Raw genomic sequence first — 13,686 nt, forward strand, 5'->3', positions numbered from 1 at the left:
CCGCACTTGCGAGGAGATTCCGATCATGCCGACCTTCACCCATCCCGTAGACGACGCCGCCGAAGCATCCCAGGCGCTGCGGGGCCTTGCCCACGCGACCCGCACGTTCCCCGACCCGGCCGACACCTACTCGGTGCTCGGTGATCTGCTGGCGGGGGTGCGGTCGCTGCGGCAGGTGCTCGACCAGCTCGCCGCCGCCCACATCGGAGGTCGGTCCCGCGCGCACGACGACGCCGGCAACCAGACGGCCGGCGCGACCGCGGCGCTGGCGGCGGCCGACGAGCTGCACCAGGCCGGCACCCTGCTGGACGCGGTACACGACCGGGTGAACGCCGCGATGTCGCAATCCGGGCGGATCGCCTGGCGCCCCGCACCCGAACCGCTCGACACCTCCGGTGCTGTGCGGGCCACGGTGCAGGCCGGGAAGCTGACGTTGACGGTGTGGCCGGATGCCCCCTTGGGTGAGCATCAGCGGTACGCGTACCTGATCGAGCACCCCGCCACCGGGCAGAGCATCGAAGGGCGGGACCTGTTCACCGGGACCGGGGCCCCGGTGTCCCCAGCTCGGGCGCTGCGAGAGCTCGCGGTGTTCCTGTCCGCCGCCGGCGAGTCCCGACAGTACGCCCTCGACCACCCCGGCGACCACACCGACCACGACGGGGCGTTCCCCGAATGGGTGGCCGACGCCGCCCGCCGCGACCCCGACAGCCTGGCCGAGCTGATCGACCACGACCCCGACCTGCCCCACACGCCCGACCGGCGATGGGTGAGTGTCGTGTTCCTCCAAGGGGAGGACGCGGACCGGGTGCTCGACATCATCGACCGAGACGGCACGGACGCCGCGATCGACCACCTCACCGGGCACGACTTCGGGGAGGAGACGACCCAGGCCGCGCTCGAGAACGGGTACGTCTACGACACGCCCCCTGTCGGGACCCTGGACCGCACCGCGACCCACGGCTCCTACACCCTCACCTACAGTCCCTTCCTCAGCCACGTCTCCCTGCTGCGTGCCCACCACGCTGCCCCAGACCCGGAGCTGCGCGCGATCCACACACCGGCCCCCGCCTCGGCGTCGGCGTCGGCCGCGGGGACGGCGGAGCGTGCGCGGCGATCCGAGGGGAAGGACTGGTTCGCTCGCCGGCCGGGTGCGTCCGTGTCGCAGGGGCGGGGGCTGGCGCTGTGAGCGGGCAGGAGGAGGGCCGGCTGCATACGGCGGTGCTGGTCGGACCGGAAGGCGAACGCCGCCAGCACCGTAAGGCCCGCAGGCGGGCCGCGACCCGGATCGAGACCACCGCCCGCGAGAGGCGGAAGGCGCAGGCGAAAGCCCGCTGGCAGGCCGAGCAGGCCGAGAAACGCGCGACGAGGTACCTGCCCGCCGCGGGTGAGCCGGGACCTGCGGCGCTGCGGACGCCGGGCAGGTTCCGGCTCCCCAAGCATCAGGACACCTCCGCGACCCTCGCCGGCCAGTACCCGTTCCTCGCCGAAGGCGGCCTCGGCAGCCAGGGCGTGTTCGTCGGCCAGGACCTCTACAGTGGCGGGTCGTTCGTGTACGACCCGTGGGTGCTGTACCAGCGGGGCCTCATTACCGCGCCGAATGTCGTGCTGGCCGGGATCGTCGGGTCGGGGAAGTCGTCACTGGCGAAGTCCCTCTACACCCGCTCCCTCCCGTTCGGGCGCCGCGTGTACGTCCCCGGCGATCCGAAAGGCGAGCACACGCCGGTTGCCGAAGCCGTCGGCGGACGCGCGATCGTGCTCGGCCACGGCCTGTCGAACCGGCTCAACCCGCTCGATGAGGGGCATCGGCCGTCCTCGGTGTCGGATGCGGAGTGGGCGATGCAGGTCGCCTCCCGCCGTCGCGACCTGATCGGCGCGCTCGCGGAGACGGTGCTGGACCGGCCTCTGTCGCCGCTGGAGCACACCGCCATCGACCTCGCCCTGAGGGACGCTGTGAGGTCGGCGGAGGTGCCGATCCTGCCAATGGTCGTCGACCGCATCCTGGCCCCGGGCCCCGCAGACGACAAAGACGGCCGCCTCGCCGAAGACGGCCGCCTCGCCGGGCACGCTCTGCGCCGCCTCGTCGCCGGAGACCTCCAAGGACTCTTCGACGGCCCCTCGACGGTCCGGTTCGACCCGTCCCTACCGATGGTGTCCCTTGACCTGTCGAGAGTGGCGGAGAACGCCACGCTCATCTCCGTGCTGATGACCTGCTCCTCGGCGTGGATGGAATCGGCGCTGTCGGACCCGGACGGCGGCCAACGGTGGGTGATCTACGACGAAGCCTGGCGACTCATGCAATACCCCGCCCTGCTGCGCCGCATGGACGCGCAATGGCGGCTCGCCCGGCATTTCGGGATCGCGAACATGCTGATCTTCCACAAACTCACCGACCTCGACAACGTCGGCGACCAAGGTTCCGCCATGCGCGCCCTCGCCTCGTCCCTGTTGGCGAACGCCGAGACCAGGATCATCTACCGGCAAGAGCCCGACCAACTCGGCGCAACCGCCCACGCCCTCGGACTGACCGGCACCGAGCAGAAGCTGCTCCCCGGGCTCGGCACCGGGCAGGGCCTGTGGCGGATCAAGGACAGGTCGTTCGTCGTCCAGCACCAGCTCCACCCCGCCGAACTCGCCGCGTTCGACACCACCGGACGCATGACCGGGGAAAGTAACGGGTTCCGCGGAACTCGGTCGGAAATCTCGGGAACCTGAGTGCTCTCGGCCGCTATTCAAGCTGGTGGAGCGTGCGGGTTCACGGAACCTAGGCTTCCTCGTGGGCTGCGAAGACGTCGCAGCCCGCCTTCCCCGGGCTTCGTGGCGCTCGCGCTCGCAGGGCTGGTGTGCGTCAGTTGGTCGCGGCCCCGGGTCGGCCGCTGATGCACGTAAACCACGCGTGGTCTATGAGCGCTGATACACGTCGGGAATACCGTCTCCGTCCTCGTCAACGACTTCGGCCTGCGCGATCCGGCGGTAGCGGCGATTCCGGCTGGTGAGCAGGATCGACGCGATCGCGGCGGCAAGCACGGAGGCGAGCAGGATCGCGACCTTGGCGTGATCGTGGTGTGGATCGGCCGCGGTGAAGCTGAGCTCGGTGACCAGCAGCGACACCGTGAAGCCGATACCTGCGAGCAGACCCACGCCGACCAGGTCGATCCATCGCAGGGCCGGGTCGAGGCGGATGCCCCGGATGCGGGTGGTCAGCCAGGTGACCGCCACAATGCCGACCGGCTTCCCAACGACCAGCGCGAGAACGATGCCGATCGTGACCGGGTCAGTCAGTGCCGACAGGAACCCCGCGAGGCCGCCGAGGGCGACGCCGGCGGAGAAGAACGCGAACACCGGGACCGCGAACCCGGCCGACAGCGGCCGGAACCGGTGCTCGAACACCTCGGCCAGTCCCGGCTCGGTGTCGGCGACACCGTCGCGGCGGCGGTGCAGGACGGGGATCGTGAAGCCGAGCAGAACCCCGGCGATGGTCGCGTGGATGCCCGAGGCGTGGACGAACGCCCAGGCGACACCACCGAGCGGCAGCAGGATCAGCCACGCCGCGGCGGGCTTGAGGCGGAAGAACTGCCGATACCGCTGGGCGAGCACCGCGTACACCGCGACCGTGAGAAGGCCCAACAGTATCGGGACGATCTCGATCGTGTCGGTGTAGAAGACGGCGATGATCGTGATCGCGATCAGGTCATCCACGACGGCGAGAGTGAGCAGAAAGATCCGCAACGAGCTCGGCAGGTGCGAGCCGATCAGCGCGAGCACCGCGACGGCGAACGCGATGTCCGTCGCCGTGGGAATCGCCCATCCACGCATCAGCGCCGGGTCCTGCCCGACGACCGCGAGGTAGAACAGCGCCGGCACGGCCACCCCGCCGGCCGCGGCCGCGACGGGGACGATCGCGGTGGAGAAGCGGCGCAGGTCGCCGGCGACGAACTCTCGTTTGAGTTCGAGGCCGACGAGGAAGAAGAAGATCGCGAGCAGCCCGTCCGCCGCCCACGCGCCTAGGCTGAGCTGCAGGTGCCAGGGCTCGTACCCGATCTCCAGGTCGCGCAGCGCGAAGTACCCGTCCGCCCAGGGCGAGTTCGCCCAGACGATACCGATCACGGCCATGAGCACGAGCAGCCCACCGCCAACGGTCTCCTTGCGCAGCAAGGACGCGATGCGCCGAGCCTCAGTGTAGGTTCCGCGGGCGGGGAATGTGGCACGCTGCGGCGTGCGGCGGGCAGGTCGACGAGAAGTCATAGGCAGGTCCGATCAGGGTCGACAAGAGACAGAATGTGTCGACCAGACTTCCCGACGCGCCACACCCAGCCTACCGTGCTGTGGTCCACCGCACCTTGGGCGGCCACTCAGATGTACTCGCTGCTCGCCGCGTTGCGAATGCTCTCGTTGCGGATGTCGTTCCAGCCCAGAGCGGCCGCTCCGGCGAGCCCAGCCGGTTGCCGCGACATCTCCTCCAGACGTTCCCGCAGAAGTTCCTGGTCGTCGAGATCAGAGATGTCGAGAAGAACGACATCGACATCACGTCCCACCCGTAGCTCGATCTTCGTGTGCAGCCGTATCGCGACCGCCCGCGCAAGACGCTGCAAGGCCAGGCTCATGGCCGGCTCGGCCCGGTACGCCAGAAGCAGGTGGCGGATGCCCGGTCGGCCCCGGCAGGCATCGAACGCCACGTGGGCTGCGGTCTTCAACGCCGCCCGTGCGGCACGTCTGCCGGCCGTGTCGCGGAGATCGCTCACCCACACGATCGTTCGGGCCGGCTCCGAACGCGAAGGTTTGACGACGGGCGGTGGGAGGAACGAATCACCCAGAAACAGAACGGCGCCCGTCACGACCCACCCGTACTAGCCGTGATCCGGGCAATGACGGCGGCGGCTGTGGCTGGGCCGTTCTCGGCGCGCATCCGCTCGGCGACACGGTCGACCGCTGGTCGACGATCGGCCGCATCGGCGATCGCCGCGTGCACCCGGTCCGCGGTGAGGCGATCTCGATCAAGTGGTGGACCAGTGAGCCCGGATCGGTGCAGGAGCCGAGCCCAGAACGGCTGGTCCGCGAGAAACGGGACCAGAACCGAGGGTGTGCCGGCGCGGGCGGCAGCGTGGACGGTGCCGGCTCCACCGTGGTGGATCGCGACCGCCGCCCGAGGAAGCACCACGTCATGCGGTACCGACGACACGACCAGCACGTCGCCCCCCAGACACCGCTGCGGAGGCTCCAAGCCACCCCAGCCCGTCGCCAGCAGAACCCTCAGCCCTGCCCGCCGTCCGCCGTCGACGATCGCTTCGGCGCGTGTCGCAGCGTCCCCGCCCCGCATCGACCCGAACCCGGCATACAGGTACGGGGCCTCACCGGCGGCGAAGTCCCGTACCGCCGTATCCAGGTTGCCCTCGGGCGACGGCTGGCGTGACCAGTCGCCCGTGAGATGGGCCGTGGCCGGCCAGTCCGCCGGACGCGGCAGGAGCGTCGGGCTCACCGCGACCAGCGACCCCGAAGGCGGAGCGAGGTTCTGCGTGCCGGAGAGGCCAAGGCGCTGCCGCGCCGCGCGGATGTCCGCCCTGAACATGCGCTCGCCCACCGCGGCGGCCCGGTAGCTGAGCCGGTTGATCGCCGGTCCGAAGGAGCGGTTCAGAACCCCGGCGGCAGGGAACTCACTCGTCGGAGTCAACACAGGGGTCAGCTCAACCGTGAGATACGGGACTCCCAAATGCTCGGCCACGACGGGCACCGTGAGGAGCTTTGGGTGGGCGACAATCACATCCGGCTGCCAGTTGACAGCCTCATCCACCACGCGCCCCAGCATCGTGCGCATCGCCGGACGGATGTGCTCCCGAAACGCCCGCATCCCGCCGATATCGGCAACAGCCCGCCCGAGTTCAGCGAAGCTCACCCCGAGACTCACCACGTCAACATCGCGCCCCGCGTCCGGGTCCTCGGGCGCGGCGACCCGCACAACGTGCCCGGCTTCACGCAACGCCGACGCCAGCGAGAAGAAGGGCTCCACATCACCACGACTGCCGGCCGTCGCCAGGAGAACGCGCATTGACCGTCCCTCTACCAGCGCCTCAGCCATCGCAGTTCTCTCTGAGGCACCGAGCTGCCACGCGCTTCGTCCATCCTCCGGAGGAGGAGCGAAGACAATGCGGTTCTACAGCGGTCTTGCACGTCATGGTTCTCCTCTGGAAGTACCGCCGACCCGACAGGCCGGCGTCGATGTCGACCAGACTTCCCGACGCGCCGCCGCCAGCCTACGCCAACAGCACCCCAGATTCGGAAGCCGTCTTCACGGCGAGTCGAGCCCGAGGGCACGACGGACCGGTATCTCGTCGCAGAACGCGGGTCGGCCGAGGGTGGCGGTGTAGCGCATCGCAGTTTCGATGCCAACGCCGAACAGATCGCAGATGCGGCGGCCGTCGCCGCCGGTGGCGTGGCTCTCCGCAAGGATGCGGTCGGCGCGCAGGGACTGCGGGTTCAGGCCAGCTTTCCTCCAAGGGAAGGAATGGCCGGGGCGGCGAGGCGGCGCGCGGTGTCCTGGAACGCGCGGGTCTGCGCGTTGTTAAGGACGCGAAGCATCGACACTCGATCTTCCCAGCCTCACGAACCCATCAGCCTGGTGGCACGGCGCACCTACCCCACATGAGGACGCCGGAAGAATTCGTAGCCGTGGAGACAGAACCGCGAAAGGTCGGTGAGGCTGACGAACAGTCACCCTCACCGACGGTTCCAGCGACGGATGGTGAGGCATGATGGCCCGCCCCCGCTACAAGCGCACCACCCCCGACCCCGGCCGCGGAGCGAGACACCGCCGGTCCCGGTCGTCTGCCGCAGGTGGTCATCACCGTTGCGCCTACCGGGACCATGACGGTCACCGTGGACGGGGAGCAGGTTGCGCCGGAGCCGTTCGCGCCAGCGTGGCGGCGGGAGGACTTCGCCCGCGTGCTCGACCAGCTCACCGAGGCGCACCGTTCGGCGGTGCGGGTCGAGGTCCGTGAGGCGGACGGGACCGTCACCGACATCATCACCCCCGGCAGCCGCCGCCGGCCCGCACCCGACCCCGCCTCGGATCGCCCCGCACCGCGGGTGATGCCGGAACTGGTCGTCCTGCGCGGGGAGGGGTTCGTGCCCGGTGAGGATGTCACCATAGCGGTGGTGATCGCGCACGGCGATGCTGCCCCGGACGGCACCATGCGCGCCCTGCTCACCGGCGAGCAGGCTGGCGCGAGTCCGACCCGCGAGGTGATCCTGCTCGGCCGCGTCTCCGGCACCCTCACGATCGGGCACCCCGGATGAGCACCCCCAGGCCTTCCGGGGCGCTCGGGGACGAGCTCAGCAACCTCGGCATCGGCATCCTCATCTCAGCCGCGATCCTCTCCGCCATCCTCCGCGGCGCCGGGTCCGTCGCCGCCTGGATCACCGGCACCACCCAACCTGCCGGCGGTGTCGAGGCCGGCTTGGGCGTGCTGCTGAACCCCGGCGACCCGGCCACCGCACTCGACGCCCCAGGGCTCGGCGCGGTCGCGTACTGGATCACCGCGAGCGTCCTCATCCTTGCCACCGGGTCGGCCGGATGGTGGGTGTGGCGACTGCTGCGCGATCACGGCCGGCAGGTGAAGACCGACCCGTACCGGATCGCCGGGATCGCCACCCGCACCGAGGTCGCACGCGCTGCGTCCGAGAAGGCGCTGTTGCGCCGTGCCGGGCACATGCGTCCCTCCCTGGACGCGCCCCATCCCGCGGACGTGGGGTACCGGATCGGGGCGTCCCGCGGGCATGGGGTATGGGCCTCGGTGGAGGACTCGATCCTGCTCCTCGGGCCGCCGCGTTCCGGGAAAGGCGCAGGGGTGGTTATCAACATGCTGCTGGACGCGCCGGGCGCGGTGGTGACCACCAGCACCCGCCCGGACAATCTCACCGCGACCCTCCGCGCCCGCCAACGCACTGGCGGGCCGGTGGCGGTGTTCGACCCTCAGCACCTCGCCGAAGGCGTCCCCGCCGGGCTGCGCTGGTCACCCATCCGCGGATGCGAGGACCCGCTGACCGCGATGATCCGCGCCACCGGACTCGCCGCAGGCACCGGCCTGTCCGCCGGCGGTGTCGAAGGCGGCGGATTCTGGGAAGGCAAAACCCGCACCGCCCTCCAAGCCCTCCTCCACGCTGCCGCTCTCGACCACCGTCCGCCGGGCGAGCTGTTCCGGTGGACGCTGGACCCCTCCGCGGCGGCGGACGCGGTGGCGATCCTGACCGCGAACCCGAACGCCGCTGTCGGGTGGGCGGAGGGCTTGCAAGCGATGATCGACTCCGACCCGAGAACCCGCGACTCCATCTGGCAAGGCGTCTCCCTCGCCCTCGCCGCCCTCGCAGACCCCCGCGTCCTCGACGCCGTATCCCCGCGGGAAGGGGAAGACTTCGACCCCGAAGCGTTCCTCCGCGCCAAAGGCACCCTCTACCTCCTCGCGACCGGCGCAGGGGCGAACAACTCCGCCGCACTCGTCGCGGCGTTCGTGGAAGACGTGGTCGAGGCCGGACGCCGGATCGCCGCGACCAGCCCCGGCGCGCGCTTGGACCCGCCGCTGCTGCTCGCGCTGGATGAGGTCGGCAACCTCGCCCCGCTGCCGTCGCTGCCGACCCTGATGGCCGAGGGCGGCGGCACCGGGATCACCACCATGCCCGTCCTCCAAAGCCTCGCCCAAGCTCGCGAGAAGTGGTCCGAGAACGCCGCCGGCGCCATCTGGGACGCCAGCATCGTGAAGATCATCCTCGGCGGCGCATCGAACTCGAAAGACCTCCACGACCTCACCACCCTCATCGGCGAGCGGGACGAGGTGACCGACTCCACCACCGTCGGCGACCACGGCTCCCGCACCGCGCAACGCTCCATCCGGCGGGTGCCGATCATGCCACCCGACGCGATCCGCACCCTCCCGTTCGGCACCGCCCTCGTCCTACTCCGATCCGCCCCGCCCATCGTCACCAGGCTCCGCACCTGGACCCAGCGGCCCGACGCGGCCAGGCTGCGCGCGGACCGGTCAGAGGTCGAGGCGTTGCTGCAACAGCAACCGTAGGGACGGGTGAGCGCACCTGCCTGGCATGGAGGCTCCGGATTTGCGGGGTCGTTGATGTCAGGAGGAACTCTGATGGCTGTTCGCACTCACCAGTCCTTGTCGGGGTATGTCGCCACGGAGCCGTCCACGGACCCGACCCGTGACGGCACGCTCCGCTTCTATGCCCGCGCCGGTCAGCGGCAGGGCCGCCGCGAACCGGACGGCACCTACACGAAGCTGCCCACCGAGTACGTCCCCATCGTCGCCTATGGTGACGCCGCCGAGGAAGCCGCCGCGCTGCTGTCCAAGGGGGCCGGGTTCGTCGCCGAGGGGCGGTTCCGCCCGGTCCGGGACCGCACCGACCCAGCCACGGTCATCGGGCAGGAGTTCGAGATGTGGAAGGTCGGACGCCGCCCCACCGCCACCGAGCAGGCCGCCGCCGTCCACGACGCCCCGACCAACCAGCCCGCCCGGCACCGGGACCTGTCGGCGCAGTTCACCGCACCGCGCAGCACCCGCCCGTCCACGCCTGCCCCGGCACTGTGAGGATGTGATGACCGAGCACACCGCCGCCGCGCCCGCACCCGACGCCGCCGCCCCAGAGCCTCCCACCGACATCGACATCGACACCGAAACCGAGGACGCCGAGGAGGATTCGGGCGTGAGCGGCGAGGGCGAGGGGCTGCCGGAGCCGCCGCATCCGGTCAACTGGAACCTGCTCACCGCCGACGAGGCCAAGGTCGAGTGGCGGGAGCTGAACAAGTGGGTGAACTGGTTGCGTCGCACCTACGGGCTTCCCGCCAGCGTCCTCCCGCCGTTCTGGCACCGGCACCCCGAGTTGGTGTGGGAGCTGAGCGCGTTGCATCTGCACTGGCTGTGCGCGTATGACCCGGAGGAGAACGGGTCCGCGCCGCTGGGCTGGCACCGCGACTTCGCTGAGGCCCGAGGACGACTGCGGGAGTGGGTCGCGGCGTCAGGTACCCGCTTGGACCGCGACCGTCCCACCCGGCAGACCGCTTGGCCCGGCGAGAAGCCCGCCCCGTCCGTCGAGGACATCGTCATCGCGAACCGCGATACGGACTTCGCAGAGTTCACGGGAGAAGATGTCGCCGCCCGACGTCAGGCCGAGGACGAGTTCTACGCCGGCCTCAACCCGGACACCGGAGAACTGCCATGACCACCACACCACGGCCCGAACGCCGCCCGGACACTGTGCCGGAGGCTGGTGCAGCGCCGCACAAGCAGGCGCTGCTCGGGGACTTCGATGTCCGGGAGTGGACGCGGCAGGCGTGCGAGGCATCCGGGGTGTCCTTCGCGGTCACCGATCCGGTGGCACTCGACCGGCTCCGCGCGCTCGTTGCCCACCCCGGATGATGCCCGCCCGCCCCTGTGCGGGCGGCTGCGGGTCAGGCTTTGAAGGTGAGCTGGACCCGTTCGGGCCGGAACCGGGAGCCGCAGTTCGGGTCCGGGAGGACGACGAGCGTGTCGATCAGCGCGTTCAGGATCGCCCGCTTCTGACAGACCGTCCATTCCTCGTACCAGGCGTGCCGCAGAGCGGCCTCGTCGCCGATGGGGAGCCCTTTGAGGGCGTCGCCGCGGTTCAGGGTGCCGAGGGTGGTTTCGGCGTCTCTTACGGCGTTCTGCGCTGCGACACGGCCCGCGTGGTACTCGCTGCGGGCCAGCAGTCCCGCGCCGTAGTCGCGGGCGAGGTCTTCCATCCGGTGCCGTGCCGCCATGATCCGCCCCATCGCCTCCGCGACCGCGCCGCCTGTCTTGCCGTCATCGGCGGGCAGGGTCGTCGCCGCGAGCCTGGCGATCACCGCCTCAGACACCACCGTCTCCAACCCGGTCGCCGTCACCGACAGGCCGCCGCGTTCCGGGTGGCCGGGGACGGGCATGCACCGGTAGTAGCGGCGCTTCGCATCCGAGGGGCCGCGGCGGTTCTTGCCCGACACCAGCCCGGAGCCGCACTTCCCGCACGTCGCGATCGCCGACAGCAGGTTGATCGAGGAGGCACCGACCCTGCGGTCCGGGTGGGAAGCATCGCCCGGATACGGGTCGTCTCCTCCGGGGTGATGATCGCCTCCCAGTTCCCCGGCCCCAGAATCTCCCGCCCCGCCGGAGCATCCCCAGACTTGCGGGCCGGCTCATAGGCGCGCTGCCCCGAGATACGCGCGGACACAAGGATTGACTTCACCGTCGTCGCGTGCCACACCCCGAGTGTCTTGCCCGTGTGCGCCTGCGGGGAAGGGAACCCTGACTCCTCGTTCAGCCACGCGGTGATCGACCGCAGCGACTGGCCGGCCAGGAACCTGTCGGCCATTTCACGGATCACCGCCGCTTGTTCCGGGATCAGGACCCCGCCGGTGCCGTACCCGAACTTCGCCGCGCCGTGCCAGTCGCCCCGCTCGGCCTTCTGCCGGTTCGCGCGCCTGATCCGGTCGGCCTTGTGCCCGGACTCGTACGCGGCCATCGCGACGAGCTGGCGGGCCATCAACCGGCCCTCGTGCGTGTTGAGATCGAAAGCGCCACCCATCACCGCCTCGATGCGGATCGGGTGCGACTCCACCAAGTCGATCAGGTCTTCCAACTCGCGCGGACGGCGGTAGAGGCGATCCACATGCCACACCACGACCCGCGAAGGATCCTGCCGCACCCGGGCCAGCATCTTCTCGAACTCGGGACGCTTCTTGTTCAGATACGCCGACGTGTCGTTATCCATGAACACGTCCCCGGCGGCCACATCCAGGCCAAGGCGACTGCACAGCGCCAAGCAGTCATCGCGTTGCCGCTCCACGCCGGCCTCCTCGCCCGTCCGGTCCTCGCTGATCCGCAGATACACCAGCACTTGCTCCGCGACACCAGCAACTTCGCCCGTCCGCGGCCTCTCCAACGCACTCATCGCCATCTCGACACCTCCACTCGATAGGTGCGTCATTCGCACCAAGTGGAGAAGACGACGCTCCTGGGAGCGCTGCTGGCCTCGTGCGCCGACGCGCAGCGCATCGTCACGGTGGAGGAGACCTTCGAGCTCGCCGTCGACGGCCCGGATCTCGTCGCCCTTCAGGGGCGTCAGGCGAGCCTGGAGGGAACGGGCGAGATCACCCTGCGCCGACTGGTCAAGGAGGCGCTGCGCATGCGGCCCGACCGGCTCGTGGTCGGCGAGGTGCGCGACGCCGAGGCGCTCGACCTCGTCCTCGCACTGAACACGGGCGTGCCCGGCGCGGGGACGGTGCACGCGAACTCGGCGGTCGAGGCGCTCGAGAAGCTCACCCTTCTGCCGCTGCTGGCCGGGCGCAACATCGATCGCTCCTTCATCGCTCCCGCGCTGGCGACCTCGGTCTCGCTGGTCGTGCACTGCGCTCGGGACGCCGCCGGCGCCCGATTCGTGCAGGAGGTCGTCGCACCCACGGGCGCGGTGGTCGAGGGGCGGATCATCACGCGGTCCGTCTACCGCCGGGAGCCGGGGGCATGACACTGCTGATGGGAGCGCTGCTGGCGGCGGGCGTCCTGCTGTGCGCGTCGCCCTGGCTGTGGCCGGCGCGCGAGCGGGTCGAGCGGACCGGACGCCGCGACGACCACCTGACCCGTCTCATCGAGGAGGCGGGGCTGGCGTCCGTTGAGCGGCACAAGGTGCTCGCGGTCATCGTCACGCTCGCACTGATCGCCGCCGCGGCCGTGTGGCTGCTCACCGGCATCCCGGTACTGGCGCTGCTCGCGGCGATCGCTGCCGGTGCCGCCCCGGTCGCGTACCTCCGAGCCCGACGCCTGCGCCTGCTGAAGGCGCGCAGGCAGATGTGGCCGGACGTGTGCGATCTGCTCGTGGCGGCGATCAGGGTCGGGCTCTCGCTCCCCGACGCCGTCGCGAGCCTTGCCGAGTCCGCGCCCACCGCGGTCCGGCCCGCGTTCGTCGTCTTCGCCAGGGACCTCCGAGCGACCGGTCGATTCGAGAGCAGCATCGAACGGCTCAAGACGACGCTCGCCGATCCCATAGCCGACCGCATCATCGAGGCGCTGAAGATGACGAGGCAGGTCGGCGGAACCGAGCTCACCGGCGTGCTAAGAGCGCTGTCGTCCTCGGTGCGCGCAGATGCCGCGCTGCGCGGCGAGGTCGAGGCGAAGCAGTCGTGGATCCGCGGGGCCGCCGTGCTCGGCGTGATCGCGCCCTGGGTCATCCTGCTCCTGCTCGCGCTGCGCCCGGAAGGCGCCCAGGCATATGCGAGTCCGGAGGGCGTCATGGTCATCGTCGCCGGGGCGGTCGTCTCGGTCATCGCCTTCCGCATCATGATCCGGATCGGGCGTCTGCCTGAGCCACGGCGGTGGTTCGCATGAGCATCGTGACGGATGCCGCGACGGCGATCCTGCTCGGGGGTCTGCTGGGCGCAGGGATCATCTGCATCCTCATGGCGGCCCCGCGCTGGCGAGCCGCTTCGCTGACCGCGCGCATCGCTCCCTACGTGCGCGACGCGGTGGACGACGCCGCTCTGCCCGCGGGTGTCCTTCCCGTCGCCGGCATCCTGCCGGTCGGCGGGACGGGGACCATCGGTCAGCGGCTGCGCACCCGCCTCCTGCACGGCATCGGCGACACCGAGGCGCTCGCGCACCGGCTGGCGCAGGCGGGCTCCGACGCTCAGCCCGCGTTGTTCCG

At 70.6% G+C, this 13,686-nt stretch carries 14 protein-coding genes and 1 pseudogene; 10 read left to right on the forward strand and 5 right to left on the reverse strand.

Annotated elements, in window-relative coordinates:
• Positions 1–25: 25 nt before the first annotated feature.
• On the forward strand, positions 26–1,186 hold the full coding sequence (locus tag HWX58_RS15350) for a hypothetical protein (RefSeq protein WP_368356404.1): 1,161 nt from the start codon (positions 26–28) through the stop codon (positions 1,184–1,186).
• Entirely contained in the window at positions 1,183–2,712 is a 1,530-nt protein-coding gene (locus HWX58_RS03340; protein WP_175985599.1) for a VirB4 family type IV secretion system protein, read from the forward strand. The genes HWX58_RS15350 and HWX58_RS03340 overlap by 4 nt, the downstream gene beginning before the upstream one ends.
• 186 nt (positions 2,713–2,898) lie before the next feature.
• Here HWX58_RS03340 and nhaA read toward each other — a convergent pair whose 3' ends face one another.
• The 3 genes from nhaA to HWX58_RS03355 all read right to left on the reverse strand — a co-directional run bounded on the left by nhaA (position 2,899) and on the right by HWX58_RS03355 (position 6,070).
• Positions 2,899–4,242, reverse strand: a complete 1,344-nt coding sequence (gene nhaA / locus HWX58_RS03345; protein WP_175985600.1) for a Na+/H+ antiporter NhaA — start codon at positions 4,240–4,242, stop codon at positions 2,899–2,901.
• A 107-nt stretch (positions 4,243–4,349) separates the two neighbouring features.
• Positions 4,350–4,739, reverse strand: a complete 390-nt coding sequence (locus HWX58_RS03350; protein ID WP_062764846.1) for a hypothetical protein — start codon at positions 4,737–4,739, stop codon at positions 4,350–4,352.
• Between the two features lie 89 nt (positions 4,740–4,828).
• Positions 4,829–6,070 carry a glycosyltransferase gene (locus tag HWX58_RS03355; RefSeq protein ID WP_062764843.1) on the reverse strand — a complete coding sequence of 414 codons (1,242 nt, stop codon included), beginning with the start codon at positions 6,068–6,070 and terminating at the stop codon, positions 4,829–4,831.
• Positions 6,071–6,855: 785 nt separating this feature from the next.
• Here HWX58_RS03355 and HWX58_RS03360 point away from each other — a divergent pair.
• From HWX58_RS03360 to HWX58_RS03380, 5 genes are all read left to right on the forward strand, one after another.
• On the forward strand, positions 6,856–7,287 hold the full coding sequence (locus HWX58_RS03360) for a hypothetical protein (RefSeq protein ID WP_175985602.1): 432 nt from the start codon (positions 6,856–6,858) through the stop codon (positions 7,285–7,287).
• Positions 7,284–9,059, forward strand: coding sequence for a type IV secretory system conjugative DNA transfer family protein (locus tag HWX58_RS03365; RefSeq protein ID WP_175985603.1), 1,776 nt, complete (start codon positions 7,284–7,286; stop codon positions 9,057–9,059). Before HWX58_RS03360 ends, HWX58_RS03365 begins: the two co-directional genes overlap by 4 nt.
• Positions 9,060–9,131: 72 nt before the next feature.
• Entirely contained in the window at positions 9,132–9,584 is a 453-nt protein-coding gene (locus HWX58_RS03370) for a single-stranded DNA-binding protein (RefSeq protein ID WP_157544357.1), read from the forward strand.
• Between the two features lie 7 nt (positions 9,585–9,591).
• Complete coding sequence (locus HWX58_RS03375) at positions 9,592–10,215, forward strand: hypothetical protein (protein WP_197426459.1); 624 nt, start codon at positions 9,592–9,594, stop codon at positions 10,213–10,215.
• Positions 10,212–10,412 (forward strand): hypothetical protein, encoded by a 201-nt coding sequence (locus HWX58_RS03380; protein ID WP_157544355.1) that lies wholly within the window; start codon positions 10,212–10,214, stop codon positions 10,410–10,412. The genes HWX58_RS03375 and HWX58_RS03380 overlap by 4 nt, the downstream gene beginning before the upstream one ends.
• 32 nt (positions 10,413–10,444) lie before the next feature.
• Here HWX58_RS03380 and HWX58_RS03385 read toward each other — a convergent pair whose 3' ends face one another.
• Both HWX58_RS03385 and HWX58_RS03390 read right to left on the reverse strand, forming a co-directional pair.
• Positions 10,445–10,993 carry a hypothetical protein gene (locus HWX58_RS03385; RefSeq protein ID WP_368356405.1) on the reverse strand — a complete coding sequence of 183 codons (549 nt, stop codon included), beginning with the start codon at positions 10,991–10,993 and terminating at the stop codon, positions 10,445–10,447.
• Positions 10,894–11,976 carry a recombinase family protein gene (locus HWX58_RS03390; protein ID WP_508619498.1) on the reverse strand — a complete coding sequence of 361 codons (1,083 nt, stop codon included), beginning with the start codon at positions 11,974–11,976 and terminating at the stop codon, positions 10,894–10,896. The genes HWX58_RS03385 and HWX58_RS03390 overlap by 100 nt, the downstream gene beginning before the upstream one ends.
• Between HWX58_RS03390 and HWX58_RS03395 the strand changes: the two genes are divergently transcribed.
• The 3 genes and pseudogenes from HWX58_RS03395 to HWX58_RS03405 all read left to right on the forward strand — a co-directional run.
• On the forward strand, positions 11,968–12,513 hold the full coding sequence (locus HWX58_RS03395; RefSeq protein ID WP_175985606.1) for an ATPase, T2SS/T4P/T4SS family: 546 nt from the start codon (positions 11,968–11,970) through the stop codon (positions 12,511–12,513). The two genes, HWX58_RS03390 and HWX58_RS03395, sit on opposite strands and share 9 nt — an antisense overlap.
• A complete protein-coding gene (locus HWX58_RS03400; protein ID WP_175985607.1) occupies positions 12,510–13,370 on the forward strand; it encodes a type II secretion system F family protein in 861 nt (286 codons plus the stop codon). Before HWX58_RS03395 ends, HWX58_RS03400 begins: the two co-directional genes overlap by 4 nt.
• Positions 13,367–13,686, forward strand: a pseudogene (locus tag HWX58_RS03405) (type II secretion system F family protein); the annotation flags it as partial. The gene HWX58_RS03400 and the pseudogene HWX58_RS03405, both read left to right, overlap by 4 nt.

The organism is Microbacterium tenebrionis (assembly GCF_903645325.1).
GTDB lineage: Bacteria > Actinomycetota > Actinomycetes > Actinomycetales > Microbacteriaceae > Microbacterium > Microbacterium tenebrionis.

Excerpts from the sequence above, each read along its gene's own strand:
- nhaA (WP_175985600.1), bottom strand. The coding sequence starts at position 4,242 with ATGACTTCTCGTCGACCTGCCCGCCGCACGCCGCAGCGTGCCACATTC.
- HWX58_RS03400 (WP_175985607.1), top strand. The coding sequence starts at position 12,510 with ATGACACTGCTGATGGGAGCGCTGCTGGCGGCGGGCGTCCTGCTGTGC.
- HWX58_RS03365 (WP_175985603.1), top strand. The coding sequence starts at position 7,284 with ATGAGCACCCCCAGGCCTTCCGGGGCGCTCGGGGACGAGCTCAGCAAC.
- HWX58_RS03390 (WP_508619498.1), bottom strand. The coding sequence starts at position 11,976 with ATGACGCACCTATCGAGTGGAGGTGTCGAGATGGCGATGAGTGCGTTG.
- HWX58_RS03360 (WP_175985602.1), top strand. The coding sequence starts at position 6,856 with ATGACGGTCACCGTGGACGGGGAGCAGGTTGCGCCGGAGCCGTTCGCG.
- HWX58_RS15350 (WP_368356404.1), top strand. The coding sequence starts at position 26 with ATGCCGACCTTCACCCATCCCGTAGACGACGCCGCCGAAGCATCCCAG.
- HWX58_RS03355 (WP_062764843.1), bottom strand. The coding sequence starts at position 6,070 with ATGGCTGAGGCGCTGGTAGAGGGACGGTCAATGCGCGTTCTCCTGGCG.
- HWX58_RS03380 (WP_157544355.1), top strand. The coding sequence starts at position 10,212 with ATGACCACCACACCACGGCCCGAACGCCGCCCGGACACTGTGCCGGAG.
- HWX58_RS03375 (WP_197426459.1), top strand. The coding sequence starts at position 9,592 with ATGACCGAGCACACCGCCGCCGCGCCCGCACCCGACGCCGCCGCCCCA.
- HWX58_RS03370 (WP_157544357.1), top strand. The coding sequence starts at position 9,132 with ATGGCTGTTCGCACTCACCAGTCCTTGTCGGGGTATGTCGCCACGGAG.